This is a genomic window from Paenibacillus canaveralius, assembly GCF_047238265.1.
Lineage (GTDB): Bacteria > Bacillota > Bacilli > Paenibacillales > NBRC-103111 > Paenibacillus_F.
Map to the genome: position 1 here is coordinate 1926564 of NZ_JBDFMM010000001.1, position 12957 is coordinate 1939520.

At 54.2% G+C, this 12957-nt stretch carries 13 protein-coding genes and 2 pseudogenes; all 15 read left to right on the top strand.

Going from position 1 to position 12957, the window contains the following annotated elements:
* Window positions 1-95 precede the first annotated feature (95 nt).
* The 15 genes and pseudogenes from trpD (at window position 96) to ABC395_RS09150 (ending at window position 12951) form a co-directional block, all read left to right on the top strand.
* Window positions 96-1136: an anthranilate phosphoribosyltransferase gene (gene trpD, locus ABC395_RS09080; RefSeq protein WP_413002386.1), complete on the top strand. Its 1041-nt coding sequence runs from the start codon at window positions 96-98 to the stop codon at window positions 1134-1136.
* Window positions 1126-1930 (top strand): annotated as a pseudogene (gene trpC, locus ABC395_RS09085) (indole-3-glycerol phosphate synthase TrpC). The gene trpD and the pseudogene trpC overlap by 11 nt, the downstream one beginning before the upstream one ends.
* Window positions 1931-2023: 93 nt before the next feature.
* Entirely contained in the window at window positions 2024-2749 is a 726-nt protein-coding gene (locus ABC395_RS09090; protein WP_413002388.1) for a phosphoribosylanthranilate isomerase, read from the top strand.
* Window positions 2749-3955: pseudogene (gene trpB / locus ABC395_RS09095) on the top strand (tryptophan synthase subunit beta). Before ABC395_RS09090 ends, trpB begins: the two are co-directional and overlap by 1 nt.
* Complete coding sequence (gene trpA / locus ABC395_RS09100; RefSeq protein ID WP_413002390.1) at window positions 3942-4769, top strand: tryptophan synthase subunit alpha; 828 nt, start codon at window positions 3942-3944, stop codon at window positions 4767-4769. Before trpB ends, trpA begins: the two are co-directional and overlap by 14 nt.
* Before the next feature lie 48 nt (window positions 4770-4817).
* The gene (gene hisC / locus ABC395_RS09105) at window positions 4818-5918 is read left to right on the top strand and encodes a histidinol-phosphate transaminase (protein ID WP_413002392.1); all 1101 of its coding nucleotides are present in this window, start codon (window positions 4818-4820) and stop codon (window positions 5916-5918) included.
* Between the two features lie 25 nt (window positions 5919-5943).
* Complete coding sequence (locus ABC395_RS09110) at window positions 5944-7032, top strand: prephenate dehydrogenase (protein ID WP_413002394.1); 1089 nt, start codon at window positions 5944-5946, stop codon at window positions 7030-7032.
* 446 nt (window positions 7033-7478) lie between these two features.
* Window positions 7479-8075, top strand: a complete 597-nt coding sequence (locus tag ABC395_RS09115; protein WP_103995102.1) for an RNA polymerase sigma factor — start codon at window positions 7479-7481, stop codon at window positions 8073-8075.
* On the top strand, window positions 8072-8698 hold the full coding sequence (locus ABC395_RS09120; RefSeq protein ID WP_413002396.1) for an anti-sigma factor family protein: 627 nt from the start codon (window positions 8072-8074) through the stop codon (window positions 8696-8698). Before ABC395_RS09115 ends, ABC395_RS09120 begins: the two co-directional genes overlap by 4 nt.
* Window positions 8699-8753: 55 nt before the next feature.
* Window positions 8754-9329, top strand: a complete 576-nt coding sequence (locus ABC395_RS09125) for a histidine phosphatase family protein (RefSeq protein WP_413002397.1) — start codon at window positions 8754-8756, stop codon at window positions 9327-9329.
* 174 nt (window positions 9330-9503) lie between these two features.
* Entirely contained in the window at window positions 9504-10619 is a 1116-nt protein-coding gene (locus ABC395_RS09130) for a hypothetical protein (RefSeq protein ID WP_413002399.1), read from the top strand.
* A 100-nt stretch (window positions 10620-10719) separates the two neighbouring features.
* Entirely contained in the window at window positions 10720-11235 is a 516-nt protein-coding gene (locus ABC395_RS09135) for a gamma carbonic anhydrase family protein (protein ID WP_413002401.1), read from the top strand.
* 54 nt (window positions 11236-11289) lie between these two features.
* A complete protein-coding gene (locus ABC395_RS09140) occupies window positions 11290-11478 on the top strand; it encodes an IDEAL domain-containing protein (protein WP_009675494.1) in 189 nt (62 codons plus the stop codon).
* A gap of 223 nt (window positions 11479-11701) precedes the next feature.
* On the top strand, window positions 11702-12151 hold the full coding sequence (locus ABC395_RS09145; protein WP_413002403.1) for a DUF2487 family protein: 450 nt from the start codon (window positions 11702-11704) through the stop codon (window positions 12149-12151).
* Window positions 12152-12405: 254 nt separating this feature from the next.
* Entirely contained in the window at window positions 12406-12951 is a 546-nt protein-coding gene (locus tag ABC395_RS09150; RefSeq protein WP_413002405.1) for a QcrA and Rieske domain-containing protein, read from the top strand.
* The last annotated feature ends 6 nt before the right edge of the window (window positions 12952-12957 follow it).

Consider the following 12957-nt stretch of genomic DNA (forward strand, 5'->3'; position numbering starts at 1 on the left):
AAAGGCATAGCCCGCCCTGAGACGGACCAAGCGGCGGAACGGGCACAAGATTGAACGGCAGGTTAAAATCCATTTCGAAGAAGGAGGACGGTCAAATGGCGGCGAATGGTACCATTCAGCGGGCGATTTCGACACTCATTGGAGGCGGGAACTTGTCCCGCGATGAAGCGAGGGAGGTCATGCTGTCGGTTATGGACGGGGAGGCAACGCCCGCTCAAATCGGCAGTGTGATGACGGCCATGAGAATCAAGGGGGAAACCATCGAAGAGGTGACGGGCTTTGCCGAAGCGATGAGGCTTAAAGCGACCTCGGTGCAGACTATCCAGGACAATTTGCTGGATACCTGCGGAACCGGGGGAGACGGGGCCGGCACGTTTAACATTTCGACCGCCTCCGCCATCGTGGCGGCAGCCGGCGGCATCCGGGTCGCCAAGCACGGCAACCGCGCGATGTCCAGCAGCAGCGGCAGCGCGGACGTGCTGGAAGCGCTGGGAGTTAACATCGAGCTCGACGGCAATCAGGCGGCGCAGTGTCTCGATCAGATCGGCATCTGCTTCATGTACGCCCAGCGGTTTCACCAGTCGATGAAGCACGCTGCGGGTCCCCGCCGTGAGCTGGGTGTCCGGACGGTATTTAACCTGCTGGGCCCGCTGACCAACCCGGCCGGCGCCGACCGCCAGGTGCTCGGAGTGTTCGAGCGCGGCAAGACGGAGCTCGTGGCCGAAGTGCTGGGAGCGCTCGGCCTTAAGCGGGCCGTCGTGGTATCGAGCCATGACGGGTTGGATGAAATCAGCATCTCCGCGCCTACCCAGGTGACGGAGCTGAAAAACGGAACGGTGAACACATACTCCGTCACGCCGGATGATCTCGGATTGCAAACGTACTCCCTGCAAGAAATCCAGGGAGGGAACGCGGCGGAGAATGCGGAGATCATCCGCACGATTTTCACCGGAGTCAAAGGCGCGCACCGCGAAATCGTGCTTGCCAATGCGGGCGCCTGCTTCTACGTAACCGGAATTGCCGGTACGCTGCAGGAAGGCGTCAAGGTGGCGGCCGATGTCATCGACAGCGGCAAAGCCATGGAGAAATTACAGCAATTAGCCCACTATACAGGAGATCTGAGCTATGTTTCTTGAGAAAATCGTAACGACCAAGCGCAGGGAAGTTGAAGAGCTTCGCGGGCGGGTAAGCTCCTCGGAGCTGGAGCGCCGCATTTCCGCCCTTCAGGCATGCAGGGGGTTCGAAAACGCCTTGCGTGACGGAAGAAAGCGTCCGACGGGACTTATTGCGGAAGTGAAGAAAGCTTCGCCTTCCAAAGGACTTATCCGTGCCGATTTCGATCCCGTCAAGCTTGCTTCGGCCTACGCCGAAGCCGGAGCGGACTGCATTTCGGTGCTTACGGATACCGATTACTTCCAAGGCGCCAATGAATACTTGAGCGCCGTCCGCGAAGCGGTAAACGTGCCGCTGCTTCGCAAAGATTTTACCATCGATCCGCTGCAGGTTCTGGAAGCGAGAGTTATCGGCGCGGATGCGGTTCTGCTCATTGCCGCGATCCTGAAGCCTTCCGAGCTGAAGGAGCTTAAACAGCTTGCGCAGGATGTGGGGCTGGACGTTCTCGTGGAGGTTCATGACCGCCGGGGAGCTGGAGACGGTCCTGGAACAGGACGCGACTCTGGTCGGCATTAACAACCGGAACCTGAAAACATTCGTGACCGATATCAAGACGACGGAAGAACTCGCGGCCATCGTGCCGGATGACCGGATTCTCGTCAGCGAAAGCGGAATTTCATCACGGAGCGATCTGGATTTCGTCCGCAAAGCCGGAGCGGGAGCCGTTCTGATCGGGGAGCATTTTATGAGGCAGCCGGATGTCGGCCAAGCCGTTTATGACTTGATGGGCGAGCGCAGCAATACCGCGAATGTTTAACGAATAAAGGCGGATTTTGGAGACAGTGTCATCGTCAGCTAGTGGAGTAATGGCGGCAAAAACAAGCTTTTTGACTGCCGGGGAGTGAAGAGAATGGGGTCGTTTTCCAACAGGCCGGGCGTAAAAATTTGTGGACTTCAAAGCGTTGAAGTGTTAAAATCAATCGTACAATTCCCGATTAGCCAGATCGGGTTTGTTTTTGCACCCAGCAGAAGACGAATCACACCGGAACAAGCTTCCGAGATGATTGCGTATCTGCATGAACGTGCCCTGCAGGGCCACCATGTTCCGAAGACGGTCGGGGTGTTCGTCAATCCCACCCGCGATGAGCTGGCGGAAGTTCTGTCCGTCGCCAAACTGGATATTATCCAGTTTCACGGGGAAGAATCGCCTGATACCTGCAGAAGCATCAAGGAACAATTCGGTGTAGAGCTTTGGAAAGTATCCTCAATTAAAAGCGAAGAGCCTCTTGTAAACGAGAGCTCTTTTTCGGATATAAAGTACGGGGTTGACGGCTGGATTCAGCGGCTGGACCCTTATCGCGATGCGGTGGATGCCGTGTTGATCGATACGTTCGATCCCGTCTACGGCGGAGGATCGGGACGCACCTTCTCGTGGGAGTGCATACCCGCCGCCCGTAAGTGGGCACAGTCAGCGGGCATTCCCCTCATAGTAGCGGGCGGTTTGAACCCCGACAATGTCGGCGGTCTCATCGAACGATATGAAATCGACGGAGTTGACGTTTCGAGCGGAGTCGAGACGGAAGGTGTTAAAGATATCGCCAAGATTGCAGCTTTTGTGGAAAGGGTGACAGGATAATGGCAGCAGTACCAGATGAACATGGAAGATTCGGACGTTTCGGGGGTAAATATGTACCTGAAACTTTAATGAACGCATTGATCGAACTGGAAGAAGCTTACCGTCAATACTCGAATGATCCCGAATTTGTTAAAGAGGTCGAAACTCTGCTGCACGATTATTCCGGCAGACCGACACGGCTTTACCATGCGCAAAGGCTGACCGAAAAGCTTGGCGGCGCTAAAATTTATTTGAAGCGTGAAGATCTTAACCATACGGGCGCTCACAAAATCAACAACACGATCGGCCAGGCGCTTCTGGCCAAACGGATGGGCAAGAAGAAAGTGATCGCCGAAACCGGGGCGGGACAGCACGGCGTCGCCACGGCTACCGTTGCGGCCCTGCTTGGCCTGGAATGCAAGGTGTTCATGGGCGAAGAAGATATGAAACGCCAGCAGTTGAACGTTTTCCGCATGCGTCTGCTCGGAACGGAAGTCGTTCCGGTCCTGTCCGGCACCCGAACGCTTAAGGACGCTTGCAATGAAACGCTCCGCTACTGGGTCAGCAACGTTCACGATACGTATTATATCCTCGGCTCCGTAACCGGTCCGCATCCGTATCCGATGATCGTCCGCGATTTCCAGCGTGTGATCGGAGACGAGACGCGCTCGCAGATTTTGGAGCTCGAAGGAAGACTGCCGGATACGGTTATTGCTTGTGTCGGCGGAGGCAGCAATGCGATGGGGATGTTCTATCCGTTCGTCGGCGATGAAAGCGTGCGTCTGATCGCTACGGAAGCGGCCGGACGCGGCGTGGATACCGAAGAGCATGCGGCCACGATGGCGAAAGGAAGCCCGGGCGTGTTCCAGGGCTCCCTCAGTTACGTGCTTCAGGACGAGTTCGGTCAAGTGATTCCGGCCCATTCCATTTCGGCCGGCCTCGATTATCCCGGCGTGGGTCCCGAGCACGCTTACCTGAAAGACTTGAAACGGGCCGAGTATGTGCCGATTACCGACGCGGAGGCACTTGAAGCTCTGCAGTCTCCTCTGCAAGACGGAAGGCATTATTCCGGCTCTGGAAAGCGCGCATGCGGTCGCACAGGCGATAAAAACGGCTCCGACTATGTCCTCTGACGAGCTTCTTGTCATTTGTTTGTCGGGACGGGGAGATAAAGACGTGGAAGCTATCATGGGCTATCTCGGAGGTGCTGATCATGAATCGAATTGACCGTAAATTTGCGGAGCTGAAGTCCGCCGGCAAGAACGCCTTGGTTCCTTTTATAACGGTAGGAGATCCTACAGCGGACGTTACCTTGGATATTATCCGTGAACTGGAGAAATCCGGTGCGGATTTATTGGAGCTCGGCGTTCCGTATTCGGACCCGCTCGCGGACGGCCCTGTTATTCAGGAGTCTTCCGGACGTGCCCTTAAAAGCGGGATTACCGTGCTGAAAGTCATCGAAATCGCCAAACAGGCGCGCAGCGAGGGCTCCGAGCTGCCCATGATCTTGTTTACTTACTACAACCCGCTTCTCCGCATCGGGCTGGAGCGCGTTTTTGAACTCATGAAGGAAAGTGACATCAGCGGTGTTATTATTCCGGATCTGCCGATGGAGGAAGACGCTGAAGCCAAGCAACTGGCGGAACGGCACGGCATTCACCTGATTCCGCTGATTGCACCGACCTCCAAAGAGCGTGTGCAGAAAATCGTCAGCCGGGCTTCGGGCTTCGTTTACTGCGTATCCTCCATGGGAGTGACCGGTGTACGCTCCGAGTTTCATGCCGGCATTGACGATTTCCTGGCTTCGGTAAAAGCGGCTACGGATTTGCCGATCGCTATCGGTTTCGGCATTTCGAACCGCGAGCAAGTGGAGCGTTTCGAGAAAACGTGCGACGCGGTCGTTGTGGGCAGCGCCATTGTCCGTCGCATCGGAGAGCAGGAGCACCGCCTTCTGGACCCAAGCACTAAACAAGAGGCGCTGGGGCAAATCGGTGAATTTGTGAGAGACTTGAAAGGCGCGTCGTTTCAGACGCAAAGCTAACGAGTAAAGCACGTTAAATGCAGATAGAGACAGGCTGAGGTGACAGATATGCGACCCAAACAACAGGTAAAGAAACTGCCGGTTTACCAGCCGGGCAAACCGATCGACGAAGTGAAAAGGGAGCTTGGCTTGACTCACGTGATCAAGCTGGCTTCCAACGAAAATCCGTTCGGATTTTCGCCTAAAGCGAAGGAAGCGATTGTTGCCGACCTCGACAACTTGACGCTATATCCGGACGGAGCCGGAGCGGAGGTGACCCGGGCGGTTGCCGATCACTATGGCGTTGGTGCGGACCAGCTTATTTTCGGGGCCGGATCGGACGATGTCATCCTTATGATCGCCCGCGCGTATCTCGTTCCCGGTGACGAGACGATCATGGCGACCCATACGTTTCCCCAATACAAACACAATGCGGAAATCGAAGGCGCGGTTTCGGTCGAGGTTCCTTTAACAGAAGGAAAACACGATCTGGATGAAATGCTTCGGCGTGTCAATGAGCGTACGAAAATCATCTGGATCTGCAACCCTAACAATCCGACCGGAACGATCGTGACGAGGGAGGAACTGGAAGCCTTTATGGCCAAAGTGCCTTCCGATATTATGGTGGCTCTCGACGAGGCCTACTATGAATATACGACCGATGAGGGATATCCGGACAGTCTGGAACTGCTGAACACTTATCCGAATATCGTGATCCTCCGTACGTTCTCCAAAATTTACGGGCTCGCTTCGCTGCGGATCGGTTACGGCATCGGGCACCCGGATGTGATCCGTACGATCAATCAGGTACGGGAGCCGTTTAACACGACCCGCCTGGCTCAAGCTGCCGCGGCTGCCGCTATCCGCGACCAGGATTTTGTGGATAAGTGCCGCAGGCGCAACCGGGAAGGCATAGAGTATCTGCTCGGCGAGTTCCGGAGACTGGAGCTTTCCTCGTATCCGGCGCACGGCAACTTTATTCTGGTGGACATCGGCCGTCCTTCCGGTCCGGTATTTGACGAGCTTCTTCGTCACGGCATCATCGTCCGCAGCGGGGAGAAACTTGATTTCCCGACCATGCTGAGAGTAACGGTGGGCAGCAGAGAGCAGAACGAAGCATTCGTTCGTGCGCTTGAGCTCGTGCTTCAGGGAGCTGTCCAAGAATCATAATACGTATAGGAAAAGGTTATTAAACATGACTACAATCTCAATTTTCGGCGTCGGGCTGATTGGCGGCTCCCTCGCTCTGTGCTTCAAAGGCAAACCGGACATTACGGTAATTGGGCACTCCAATAACCCTACGTCGGTGGAAAATATGGTGAAAAGACGCATCGTGGACGAAGGAACGACCTCGATGCAGGCGGCGGCCGAAGCCGCCGATATCATTTTTCTGTGCGTGCCCGTCGGGGCGCTGGAATCGTATCTCGAACGGTTAAAGCAGTTTTCCTTAAAAAAAGGCTGCATTATAACGGATGTGGGCAGCACGAAGCTGTCCGTCGTACAGTGTGCGGAGAAACTGGGCTTCACGGACGCTTATTTCATCGGCGGTCATCCGATGGCCGGTTCAGAGCGTTCCGGCATGGAAGCTGCCTCTTCGCATTTGTTCGAGAATGCATTCTACGTTCTGACACCGGGAACTGACACGCCGGTTGCTGAAGTCGAGCGTCTGGCCATACTTCTTGCGTATACGCAAGCCCAGATTATCCGAGTGGACGCACGCGAACACGACGATATCGTGGGAGCCATCTCCCACCTGCCGCACATGATTGCAGTCGCGCTCGTTAACCAGATCCGGACGTACAACGATACGAATGAGCTCTACAAAAATCTGGCGGCCGGCGGTTTCCGCGATATTACGCGCATCGCTTCCAGCGACCCGTTTATATGGCGGGATATCCTTATCAACAACCGTACGGTCCTGCTGAAGCTTCTGGACGACTGGGACCGGCAGATCTCAGTATTCCGCGAGCTGCTTGAGAAGGAAGACGGAGAAGGCATCCAGCAGCAGTTCGAAGTAGCGGGAACATTCCGCAAGCAGGTTCCCGACCGCCGCAAAGGAATGCTCACCCCGCTGTATGACATTTATGCGGATATTCCCGATCATCCGGGTATGATCGGGCAAATTGCCACGCTGCTCGGTAAACACCGGCTCAATCTGAGCAACCTGCAGATTATCGAAAGCCGTCTCGACGTACCGGGCGTGCTTCGTCTGTCTTTCCGTGACCAGGAGACCGCCGACAGAGCGTCGGCCCTGCTCAGCGAGCAATTTTCCATCCACGTATAAATCATGCTTTTCTCACATACCTGCGAAGTCTCTTACTCGATGACACGGACGCCTTTTTAGGGAGCTGTGCGCATCGGGAAGAGACTTTTTTCATGAGTACCGGCATTTTCAAAAACTTTTTCGTAAACGTTTTCAAAAAAGCATTGACTTTTTGTAAACGGATTCATATAATAAAAGTACAGTATGGTTTCTCTCCACTCCTATCCGATAATCGCACATTGTGCAGCCGCCTCGTAGAGGTGGTTTTTTTTTGCCTTTTTTCGTTATCGCAGCGTGAACGGCGAAAATTTTACAGCTCTATACAATATTTGTTATAGTGAGTACATGTTGTGCTTCGATTGATGGAAGTTAACCCGCAGACCGCGCAACTTTTTGGTTCCCGCCCGGTATAAGCTTGTAAACCGAAGCGGGGAACCCGAACGTACTGTGCAGGAGGGGTGCACGTAATGACGGATACCCAATTGATTCGTGAAGTGAAGGATGGAAATGTAGGGAAATACAACGAGCTGATGCAGCGTTATGAGCGCAAAATTTTCGTCTTTATATATCATATGCTCAAAAGTGCCCAGCTGGAGCTGATGGCTGAAGATTTGTGCAACGAAACCTTTTACAAAGCATACCGTAGCCTGAGTTCATTCCGGGAAGCCGAGGCTTCCTTCTCTACCTGGCTGTATACGATCGCACGAAACACCGTGCTGAGTGAAATGCGCAAACACAAAATCGTTAAGATATCGCTGGACAATTGCGGACATACCCCTCAAACTTCGTTTGAATCGCTTCCCGAACAGACCGTCATCCGGAAGGAGAAAGTCTCCATGGTCCGGATTGCGATCAACAGTCTGCCGGAGAAGCAGAGATCGGCTCTGATCCTGAGAGAATACGATCAGCTGGATTATCAGGAAATCGCATCCATTTTGGGACAAACCGTCAGTTCGGTCAAATCTTTGTTGTTCCGGGCCAGAGCCAGCGTAAAGCTGCAGCTGGAGCCTTATTACAACACGGATAGCTGGCTCGAAGAATGCGAGGGGATGGCGCGTAGATGAAGTGTGAGGACGTTCAGGAATGGCTGATTGAATACATAGACGGTACGGCCAGCGAGCTGAGGCGCCAGGCCGTCCGGGTCCATGCGGACAGCTGCAAGCATTGCTCGGCTCAGTTCAATGCCTGGCAGGAGTGCCGGGATCTGATCCGCTTATCGCTGCGTACCGATACGCCTGTCCCGCGCGTATCGGTCGCGGATTCGGTGATGCAGCGGATCGGCGCTTACGAGCCGTGGCGTTATCCGGCGCAGGCAGGGACCCCGGGGAGCTCCGGACGCGGGGTCAAATACCGCAGCGCGGGCCGTTTGGCGGCCTCCTTCTGTCTGCTGCTTTTCGTAGGCGTGCTGCTGTGCCTCTCTCTGAACTCGTCTCCCGATTTCCTGGGGAAGGGGCTAAGCTCGGCTTATGAGCATGCCTATGCCGCGCCGGCGGGAACGGAAGCGGCCTCCGCGATGAACGGCCGTACGATGAAGCAGGCCGTTGCTGGCCTCAACGTTTCGGCTGCGATGCCGAGCAGGAGCACGTTTGTTTTGCCGCCCTACGTTCATCATCTCATCGCGCTGTCGCTGATCGGTTTATTTGTGAGTTTTTTGTTTCGTGCCTGGATCGGGCGCGTCAAACGTTAAAAGAAAAGTACCCGCCAGCTCTTACGGAGCTGGCTTGTTTATGGAGGAGATAGGCTTGACCACAATCGGATTAGTCCGGCACGGAAGCACGGAGTGGAACCTTTTAGGCAAAATACAAGGGGCGCTCGACACGGAGCTTACTGAAGAAGGAAGAGAACAGGCACGCAAGCTGGGCGAACGTCTGCGCGGAGAAGAGTGGGACGGGATCATCTGCAGTGATTTGAAACGCGCCAGGGAAAGCGCACAGCTGATCAGCGAACGATCGGGCATACCGATTGCCGGAACGGACAAGAGGCTCAGGGAGAAAGGCTTCGGTCAGGTGGAGGGAACGACGCTGCAGGAACGGCTTGACCGCTGGGGACCCGACTGGCTGAAGCTGGAGCTTGGCGGAGAGACGAACGAGCAGGTCCGCAGCCGCTGGCTTTCGTTCTACGGGGATTTATGCGTGAACTATCCCCGCAGCCGGATGCTTGTCGTCAGCCATGGAGCGTTTATCGGACGGGCGCTCGAAACGATGAAACTGGAGCGTCTGGACGACCCGCTTGAGAACGCGTCTTTGACCATTGTCCGCCAAAGCACGGCAATGTGGGAATGCACCCTGTATAATTGTACGAAGCATTTAATCGGATGAGCAGTTGAACCTGGAAAAGCATGTCTGCCTGAGGGCGGATGTGCTTTTTTTTGCGCGGATGGTTTAATTCAGGGAATTATTCCCATACTGGTTAGTACCGACAAGTATACGGCTAACTAGAAGATTGCGCCCGGGTAAGACGGCGGAGAGGAATCGTGAAGGGAGGTGGCGGACTTGAATCTGGCCGATATGCTCAGTTACGCGGATATCCATGATCTCAACCGGATTGCGGATACGTATGCCTGCGAATGCAACATGCACTCCAAGAACGAGCTGATCCAGTCTATATTGACCACGGTCAGCCGCAGGGACATTTTCGAGCAGAGGGTAGACGCGCTGACGATGGAAGATATCCGTTTTCTGAACACTTTGTTGTTTGAGGAACGGGGGTTGTTCAGTCTGGAGGAACTCGTTGCCCGCGTGCAGCAGGCCAAGTTTCTGAAGGAAGAGAAGGAAAACTCCAACCCGCGCGACACGATCTCGAAATTCAAAAAGCACGGCTGGCTGTTTCACGGCTATTCCCAGCAGACCAAGTATCTTTTCCAAGTGCCTCATGATTTGAAGCGGCGTTTCGGCGATGTGCTGGCCCGCAATTACAAAAGCCGCCTTACCTATACGGACGATCCGGCCGTCTATCGGGACGAACATACCCTGCTGGCCGACGATGTTCTCCAGCTTATGCGGTATGTCAGAGACCATGAAGTGCTGCTGACCCATGAAGACGTCATGTACAAGCGGCAGTTGTCTCAGATACTGGGCGGCATGGCAGTCAAGGAAGAGCTCGTAGGCAAGACGGCATGGAGATTCGGCTATGGACGCAAATTCAAGGAATATCCGAACCGGTTCTCGCTGATCTACGACTACTGCTTTTTCGAGGGGCTCTTCCAGGAAAAAGGCGGGCTGCTGCTCCTGACGGAGAAAGGGGCCGAAATGACGGCCGCCGGAATAAAGCCGGGCCAGGACGAACTGTACCGCTTCTGGCTCCGTCTTTACAAAGGCCCCGTCTACAACCTTCAGTCCATCGTACAGTGGACAGCCCGGCTCGCCGATAACTGGGTGACGACCGCATCGCTGGCGGAAGTGCTGTGTCCGTTGATCCGGCCGTTTTACTACGATTCGCCGGAATCGATTTTCGAACAGCGGATTATCGCCATGATGATGCATCTGGGACTGCTTGCCGTCGGGGAAGAAGAACATGCCGGAGCCGTTGTCCGTATGAGCCCTCTGGGCGGCAAAACAATCGCAGGCAACCAGATTGCCGACGAAGACAAAATTGATTTGAAAGCATAGCTCCGTCGATCCGCGGGGCCGCCCTTAGCGGACCGCCACGTTGACGGCCTCTCCTCCCTCCATCTATGATGAGGAAAAATCCAGAGGAGTGAGCTGTGCTATGCTGCATCCTTTTAAAGGTTTATTTCCCGCTATCGCGTCATCGGTCTACATCGCCCCCGGCGCACAAATTATCGGAGATGTATCCGTCGGTGAACATTCCACGATTTGGTTCAATGCCGTCCTGAGAGGAGATTTGGCTCCGATCCGGATCGGGAACCGGTGCAATATTCAAGACGGATGCATCGGACACGTCAACAAAGATCAGCCGCTGATTGCGGAAGACGACGTTTCCGTCGGTCATGGTGCCCTTATTCACGGCTGCCGTATAGGCAGGGGCACATTAATCGGAATGGGGGCGATCGTACTAAACGGCGCCGAGATCGGTGAATATGCTTTAGTAGGGGCAGGTTCTCTCGTTACTGAAGGTACGCTTCTTCCGGCTTATACGCTGTCGCTGGGAACACCGGCCAAAGTTGTGCGGGAATTAACACCAGAGGATCTCGAACGGATGAAACGCACGACGGATAACTATGTAAGCAAGGGAAGAGAGTACCGGATGGAACCAGGGAAGTAATACAATCCTATCGCTGCTCTGCATTGTGCGGACGATACCTGGAGGTAGATCCCTATGGGAAGAATGAATGTTTCAAATGAAGCGCTGCTGGGTCTGATCGCTGAATTGGTAATGGACGACGCCATGCGGAAATATAAAGAGAATCATCTCTATCAACAGATTGACAGCGCTCTAGCCGAGGGTGATGAAGCTACTTTTCTAGCGCTTACCGCCGAACTTAAATCCATCCAATCTCCAGGCTAGGCTGAACGTCTCCCGTGTTGTCGCAAAGTTTATGAAAAGAGGACGGCCGCAACCGCGGCATGTCCCGTCATTATCCTCTCTTTCTTGCAGGCCATCCAGGCGGATGGGACTGCGGAAGGAGGGGGTTTTTTGAGTTCCGCGGATTATACGGTTGTAAAAAGGGTACCCGCCGTTTGTCCCGGTATGGTAAAGTAGGCTCTAGTGATCGGAAGGGGAGAAAAAAATGAAGTTTAGTGAAATAACGGAAAAAGACTGGACGGATCTGCAGCCGTATCTGGACACCTGTCTGCTTCCCGTTACGGGCCTGGACGGCGCGGAGCAGCCCTGGGAAGCGGGAGACGCCCTGGAAAGCCTCAGAGACGTACTGGACGTGCTGGAGATTCCTTACAAAGGAAGAGTGGTCACCTATCCGGCTCTCCATTACTGTAAGGGGGAGGACGCGGACCGCGAATACGTGGAGCGTACCTGCGCGCAGGTACGGAAGGTCGGTTTCGCCTATGTCGTCGTCGTGACCGCCCATCCCGAGATCGGAGCCTGGCAGCTGCAAAATGCGGATCTGATCGTGTACATTTCCCCCGAAGCGCTGCAGTTTCCCGGGCAGGAAGCGAAGAAAGCGATAGGGGAACGAATCGAACAGCTCTGGTACTCAAAAAAATCAGAAGAGATTCGTTAGAATTCGAAAATTTGGTAAAGATAAAAAGGATGGCGTGTTTCCCGGAGGAAATTGTGACAATTTTGTTAAATTCACAAGATAACCCGAGAAGGCACTCCCTTGACCTTGCGGCTACATCCTTGACGCCCCAAAGGTCGTAGGATATTATTAGTAATGTCCTAGTCTATGAAGTGTAAGATAATGTCGAACGACACGTGATATAGGTTCGATTTGTCATGCGACAAATTGAATGGCTTAGGGGGGTAGCACGCGAAATGAGTGAACGCAACAATTCGAATGAGCACCATGGCAAAAAGCCAGTAGTACGGCGTCAAATGTCCCGCCGCCAGTTTCTTTCGTACACGCTCGGCGGTACCACTGCTTTCATGGCGGCCGGTATGGTAGCTCCAATGCTGAGATTCGCGGTGGATCCGGTGCTTCAGCCGAAGAAGGCTTCGGATTGGATCAAAGTAGTTGAAGAAACCAAAATTACGAATGAGCCCAAATCATTCACGTTCCAGGTCCATCAGGTGGACGGCTGGTACGAGAGCGATGTGGAACTTACCGCATGGATCACCAAGGGTGAAGACGGCAAAATCTTTGCCTTGAACCCGACATGCAAGCACTTGGGTTGTACGGTTAACTGGAACAACAATCCGGAGTACAAAAACCAGTATTTTTGCCCATGCCACGGCGCGCATTATACCGCTGACGGCAAAAACCTTGCGGTAGCTCCAGCTCCGCTGGACGAATACGACGTAAAAATCGATAAAGGATTCGTCTATCTGGGACAGCTGCACGCTAACACAAGGGCGAAATAAGGAGGG

Coding starts and splice junctions, on each gene's coding strand:
- trpD (WP_413002386.1), top strand. CDS start 96: ATGGCGGCGAATGGTACCATTCAGCGGGCGATTTCGACACTCATTGGA.
- ABC395_RS09090 (WP_413002388.1), top strand. CDS start 2,024: ATGGGGTCGTTTTCCAACAGGCCGGGCGTAAAAATTTGTGGACTTCAA.
- trpA (WP_413002390.1), top strand. CDS start 3,942: ATGAATCGAATTGACCGTAAATTTGCGGAGCTGAAGTCCGCCGGCAAG.
- hisC (WP_413002392.1), top strand. CDS start 4,818: ATGCGACCCAAACAACAGGTAAAGAAACTGCCGGTTTACCAGCCGGGC.
- ABC395_RS09110 (WP_413002394.1), top strand. CDS start 5,944: ATGACTACAATCTCAATTTTCGGCGTCGGGCTGATTGGCGGCTCCCTC.
- ABC395_RS09115 (WP_103995102.1), top strand. CDS start 7,479: ATGACGGATACCCAATTGATTCGTGAAGTGAAGGATGGAAATGTAGGG.
- ABC395_RS09120 (WP_413002396.1), top strand. CDS start 8,072: ATGAAGTGTGAGGACGTTCAGGAATGGCTGATTGAATACATAGACGGT.
- ABC395_RS09135 (WP_413002401.1), top strand. CDS start 10,720: ATGCTGCATCCTTTTAAAGGTTTATTTCCCGCTATCGCGTCATCGGTC.
- ABC395_RS09140 (WP_009675494.1), top strand. CDS start 11,290: ATGGGAAGAATGAATGTTTCAAATGAAGCGCTGCTGGGTCTGATCGCT.
- ABC395_RS09145 (WP_413002403.1), top strand. CDS start 11,702: ATGAAGTTTAGTGAAATAACGGAAAAAGACTGGACGGATCTGCAGCCG.
- ABC395_RS09150 (WP_413002405.1), top strand. CDS start 12,406: ATGAGTGAACGCAACAATTCGAATGAGCACCATGGCAAAAAGCCAGTA.